Origin of the sequence: Mesorhizobium sanjuanii, from assembly GCF_002529485.1 — a bacterium.
GTDB classification, from domain to species: Bacteria; Pseudomonadota; Alphaproteobacteria; order Rhizobiales; family Rhizobiaceae; genus Mesorhizobium; species Mesorhizobium sanjuanii.
The window spans coordinates 1-5,162 of record NZ_NWQG01000070.1 but is presented as its reverse complement, the minus strand read 5'-3'; the positions used below and the strand labels follow the sequence as shown (position 1 = coordinate 5,162).

At 64.2% G+C, this 5,162-nt stretch carries 6 protein-coding genes; all 6 read left to right on the top strand.

Going from position 1 to position 5,162, the window contains the following annotated elements:
* The coding region (locus tag CN311_RS13015; protein ID WP_115504247.1) for an MFS transporter at positions 1-493 on the top strand (493 nt) is incomplete at its 5' end.
* Positions 494-609: 116 nt separating this feature from the next.
* Positions 610-1,563, top strand: coding sequence for a glycine betaine ABC transporter substrate-binding protein OsmF (osmF, locus tag CN311_RS13010; RefSeq protein ID WP_425351072.1), 954 nt, complete (start codon positions 610-612; stop codon positions 1,561-1,563).
* Positions 1,564-1,821: 258 nt separating this feature from the next.
* Positions 1,822-2,985 carry an ABC transporter permease gene (locus CN311_RS13005; protein WP_097574124.1) on the top strand — a complete coding sequence of 388 codons (1,164 nt, stop codon included), beginning with the start codon at positions 1,822-1,824 and terminating at the stop codon, positions 2,983-2,985.
* Complete coding sequence (locus CN311_RS13000) at positions 2,982-3,920, top strand: ABC transporter ATP-binding protein (protein ID WP_097574123.1); 939 nt, start codon at positions 2,982-2,984, stop codon at positions 3,918-3,920. The genes CN311_RS13005 and CN311_RS13000 overlap by 4 nt, the downstream gene beginning before the upstream one ends.
* On the top strand, positions 3,917-4,666 hold the full coding sequence (locus tag CN311_RS12995; RefSeq protein ID WP_097574122.1) for an ABC transporter permease: 750 nt from the start codon (positions 3,917-3,919) through the stop codon (positions 4,664-4,666). The genes CN311_RS13000 and CN311_RS12995 overlap by 4 nt, the downstream gene beginning before the upstream one ends.
* A gap of 16 nt (positions 4,667-4,682) precedes the next feature.
* A partial coding sequence (locus tag CN311_RS32550; RefSeq protein WP_165779686.1) for a hypothetical protein occupies positions 4,683-5,162 on the top strand: 480 nt, incomplete at its 3' end.

Sequence of the window (5,162 nt, the reverse complement as noted above, 5' to 3'; positions counted from 1 at the left end):
GACCGGCGCACCGCTGGCCATGGTCGGCTGCGGCCTGACGACGGACGACGCCACGCTCGGCATTTCCTGGCACGTCATGGCAATGTTCGCGCCGAGCTTCTTTACCGGATCGCTGATCCATCGCTTCGGCGCCGAACGGATCGTGGCAATCGGTCTTGTCTTGCTCATCGGTTGCGCCGTGGTGGCGCTGTCGGGACTGGCGCTGTGGCAGTTCTGGACGGCGCTGATCCTGCTCGGCCTAGGCTGGAATTTCGCTTTCATCGGCGCCACCGCCATGGTCGCCGACAGCTACCGGCCGTCGGAAAAGGGCAAGGTGCAGGGTTTTCACGACTTCGTCCTGTTCGGCTCGGTCGCCTTTGCTTCGTTGATGTCGGGCGCGGTGTACAATGCCTGGGGCTGGGAGATGCTGAACTGGATCATTTTCCCGGTCGCGATGCTGTGCTTCGTGGCATTGGGTGCGCTGAAAATGACGGGCTTGCGGCGGACCACCTGACATCACGCTGTCGGGACGAGGCGCGCGCCAATTTACCGCGCCGGAACAAAATTATTGCGTCTGTGCCCCTTGTTATGAAACCGTGTGCCCCGACGGGGCGTTGAAGCCATGCTCATATGCGGCAACCGCATTCCGGTTTCACAGCAAGGGATTTCACCATGTTTTCACTCAAGCTTCTGGCCGGCGCGGCACTGGCGCTTGGCATCACAGCCGCCTCCGCCAGCGCCCAGGTGGTGGTGTCGTCGAAGATCGACACCGAAGGCGGCGTGCTCGGCAACATCATCCAGCTGGTGCTGAACGCCAACAACATCCAGACGACCGACCGCATCCAGCTCGGCGGCACGCCCGTGGTGCGCAAGGCGATCATCGCTGGCGAAATCGATATCTATCCGGAATATACCGGCAATGCCGCCTTCTTCTTCGAGAAAGCCGACGATCCCGTCTGGAAGGATGCCGCCAAGGCGTATGAGACGGCGAAGAAACTCGACTACGACGCCAACAAGATCGTCTGGCTGTCACCATCGCCAGCCAACAACACCTGGGCGATCGCGCTGCGCAAGGAGGTCGCCGACGAGAACAAGCTGGCGACGCTTACCGATTTCGGCAAATACGTCGCCGGCGGCGGCAAGATTGTGCTGGCGGCCTCGGCCGAGTTCGTCAATTCGGCGGCAGCGCTTCCGGCCTTCCAGACCACCTATGGCTTCACGCTGAAACCCGACCAGCTGATCACGCTCTCCGGCGGCGACACGGCCGCGACCATTGCCGCGGCGGCGAACCAGACCAATGGCGCCAACGCCGCCATGGTCTACGGCACCGACGGCGGTATCGCCCCGTCCGGGCTTGTCGTGCTCGACGACGACAAGGGCGTGCAGCCCGTCTACCAGCCAGCGCCGATCATCCGCGAGGCGGTGCTGAAGGAGCACCCGGAGATCGAGACGCTCTTGAAGCCGGTCTTCGCCAAGCTCGACCTCGTCACGCTGCAGGAACTGAATGGCCGCGTGCAGGTCGGCGGTGAGCCGGTCAAGGGCGTCGCCGAGGACTTCTTGAAGAAGAATGGATTTTTGAAGTAAGTCGGCACGCCTTCGAGAAGTAACGTTGGTGCGAGGCACCCCCGTCTCTCCTGCCGGACATCTCCCCCTCAAAGGGGGAGATTGGCGGTTTCTGCGCCGTGCTTCTTTCTCCGCCGTTGGAGATTGGCGAAAGCCCACGCGAAATCCGATCTCCCCCCTTGAGGGGGAGATGTCCGGCAGGACAGAGGGGGGTGCCTCGCACAGAGCTCACAATGCTGAAACTGCATCAAGGCACGTCGTTGCGCACGGGTTCACCTCATGACCATCCGCTTCGACAAGCTCGGCGTGGTCATCGCCGCGATCGTTGGCTACGCGGCGTTCGCGGCGCCTTTCGCCACTTTCCGCGCCAATCGCATCGTGCCTGGCGAGGCGCGCTCGATCCTGGAATCCCTGCCAGCCGCCGTCGGCCCGTCGCTGCTGGCGATCGTGGTGGTCGCGGCAGTAATCGCGCTGTTGAAGACGCCGCTCACCCTACGTCTTGCGGCCAGCGTGGTCGCACTTGCAGCCCTTGCCATCCTGATCGGTGTCGCCGGCGATTTCCTGACGCCTGAGGGCAACACCTTCGCGCGCATTTCGCCCGCCTCAGGGTTCTGGCTGCTCGTCTTCGCCTTCACGCTTTTGCTTGCCGACGTGCTGACGCGATTGAAACTGTCGCCATGGGCGCGCGTCGGCGTGCTGGTCATCGCTGCGCTGGCAATCGGCCTGCTGCTTGTTTCGGGAAGCTGGAACAGCCTGTCGATCCTCAAGGAATATGCCAACCGCGCCGACAGTTTCTGGGCGGAGGGTTCCAAGCATGTGACGTTGGCGCTGGGCTCGCTGGCGGCGGCGGTGGTCGTTGGCCTGCCGCTCGGCATCCTCTGCCACCGCGTCGACAAATTGCGCGCGAGTGTGCTGAATGTGCTCAACATCATCCAGACTATTCCCTCCATCGCGCTGTTCGGCCTGCTGATCGCGCCGCTCGGCTGGGTCGCCACGCATGTGCCGGGCGCGGCCTCCCTCGGCATTCGCGGCATCGGCACCGCGCCCGCCTTCGTCGCGCTGTTCCTCTATTCGCTGTTGCCGGTGGTGGCCAATACCGTGGTCGGCCTTGCCGGCGTGCCGCGCGCCGCCAACGACGCCGCGCGCGGCATGGGCATGACCGACCGCCAGCGCCTGTTCGGCGTCGAGTTTCCACTGGCCTTTCCAGTCATCCTCACCGGCATCCGCATCGTGCTGGTGCAGAATATCGGCCTTGCCACCATTGCAGCGCTGATCGGCGGCGGCGGCTTTGGCGTGTTCGTGTTCCAGGGCGTCGGCCAGACGGCGATGGACCTGGTGCTGCTCGGCGCCGTGCCGACGGTGGCGCTGGCCTTTGCCGCGGCCATCATCCTCGATGCAGTCATCGAAATGACCGCCACCAAACGCAGGGTTGAAACGGCATGATCGAGATCGAAGGCATAACCAAGCGCTATGACGCGACCACCGTGGTCGACGACGTGTCGATGGTCGTCGAGCCACGCACCATCGCCGTCATCGTCGGCACCTCCGGCTCCGGCAAGACGACGCTGCTGCGCATGATCAACCGGCTGGTCGAGCCGACCGCAGGCGTGATCAAGCTCGACGGCGCCGACAATCGTTCGCTGCCCGGCTATGAACTGCGCCGCAGCATCGGCTATGCCATCCAGGGCCACGGCCTGTTTCCGCACCGCACGGTGGCGCAGAACATCGCCACCGTGCCGGTGCTGCTCGGCTGGGACAAGGCCCGCATCAAGGCCCGCGTCGACGAGTTGATGACGCTCTATCAGCTCGACCCCGAGGCGTTCGGGCCGCGCTATCCGCACGAGCTTTCCGGCGGCCAGCAGCAGCGCGTCGGTGTCGCCCGCGCGCTCGCCGCCGAACCGAACGTGCTGTTGATGGACGAGCCGTTCGGTGCGCTCGACCCAATCATCCGCAACAAGGCGCAGGAGGATCTGCTGGCGATCCAGAAGCGTTTCGGCACCACCATCATCCTCGTCACCCACGACATGGAGGAGGCAGTCCACATGGGCGACAAGATCGCGGTCATGGATGCCGGCAAGCTGGTGCAATATGCCACGCCGGCGGAGATCCTGGCGAGGCCGGCCAGCGCCTTCGTCGAGACCCTAGTCGGCGCCAGCGAAAAGCCGTTCCGGCTGCTGTCGCTCGGCCGCGTGCGCGATGCGGTGGAGAAGGGGACCGCCGAGGGCGAGGCGATCCCCGGCGACGCCAGCCAGCGCGACGCCTTGGCCGAGTTGTTGTGGTCCGGACGCCCGGCGTTGCCGGTGAAAGGCGATGACGGCAAGCCGCTCGGCCGCGTCACGGTGGACGGGCTGGTGAAGCGCGCGGCGAGGCCGGCATGAAGGCTTGGCTGCCCTCGCTGCTCAGGCTGGCGCTGGTGGTGTTGCTGGTCGCCTTCGTGACCAATCCCGGCTGGTTTGAACCGCTGTTGAAGCCGCTGACGGAAAACAATGCGCCGGCGATCTACAATCAGGGCAGCCTTTTGACATTGACGCTGCTGCATCTCAGGATCGTGCTGATCGCCACGATCGCCGCGACCATCGTGGCGGTGGCGCTCGCCATCCTGGTCACCAGGCCGGCCGGCGTAGAGTTCCTGCCGCTGTCGCGCAGCCTGGTCAATATCGGCCAGACCTTTCCGCCGGTGGCGGTGCTGGCGCTCGCCGTGCCGGCCGTGGGCTTCGGCGAGAAACCCACGCTGATCGCACTGTTTCTCTACGGCTTGTTGCCGATCTTCGAGAACGCGCTGACCGGCCTGACGACGCTGCCGGCCAATGTCGTCGAGGCGGCGCGCGGCGCCGGGATGACCGGCTGGCAAAGGCTCGCCAAGGTCGAACTGCCGCTCAGCGCGCCGATCATTCTGGGCGGCATCCGGCTGTCGGTGGTCATCAGCCTGGCCACGGCGACCATCGGCTCGACGGTGGCGGCAAAGACGTTGGGCGAGGTGATCATCGCCGGCCTGCTGTCGAACAATCTTGCCTTTGTCCTGCAAGGCGGCCTGATCGTCGCGGCTCTTGCCGTGCTGATCTATGACGGTCTGTCGGCGATCGAGCGCTATGCCGCGCGCAGGATGGGGCGCGAGGCCGAGTAGTTCGGGATACTCAAGCTTGCGCCGGGTGGTCGAGCGTCAGTTCAAGCGTGATGCCTGTCCCGCCGGCAATCCAGCGGCGGCGGATGACCGCGAAATCGTGCCTGGTTCCAGCTTTCACGAGGGAAACAAGATCTCCAACGGCGCAATCGCTGCCGAGATCGAGCGTTTCGACATCCTCGGCAATGCCTTGCTTGCTGGCATAATGTCTCGCGGCGACTGTGAGTATGATGATCGCCGGCTCTCCAGTTGTGCGATCTCCCGGACCGATTCAATCGATATAATCAAGCGGTGTAGCCAATGGGCATGCCTTCGCCTATGGCATTTGGGCGAAAGCCGGGCAAAAACCGAACAATATCTTGACGTTCGCACCCCTGTTTCGCATAAGCCGATGCGAAGGAAGCGGATTCCGCTTGGCGGAATCCGCTTCCCGTCTCAACGGCCCAGGGAGGGGTTCTTTTGGGCCATCAATCGAGGAAAATTAGGCAATGACCATTAT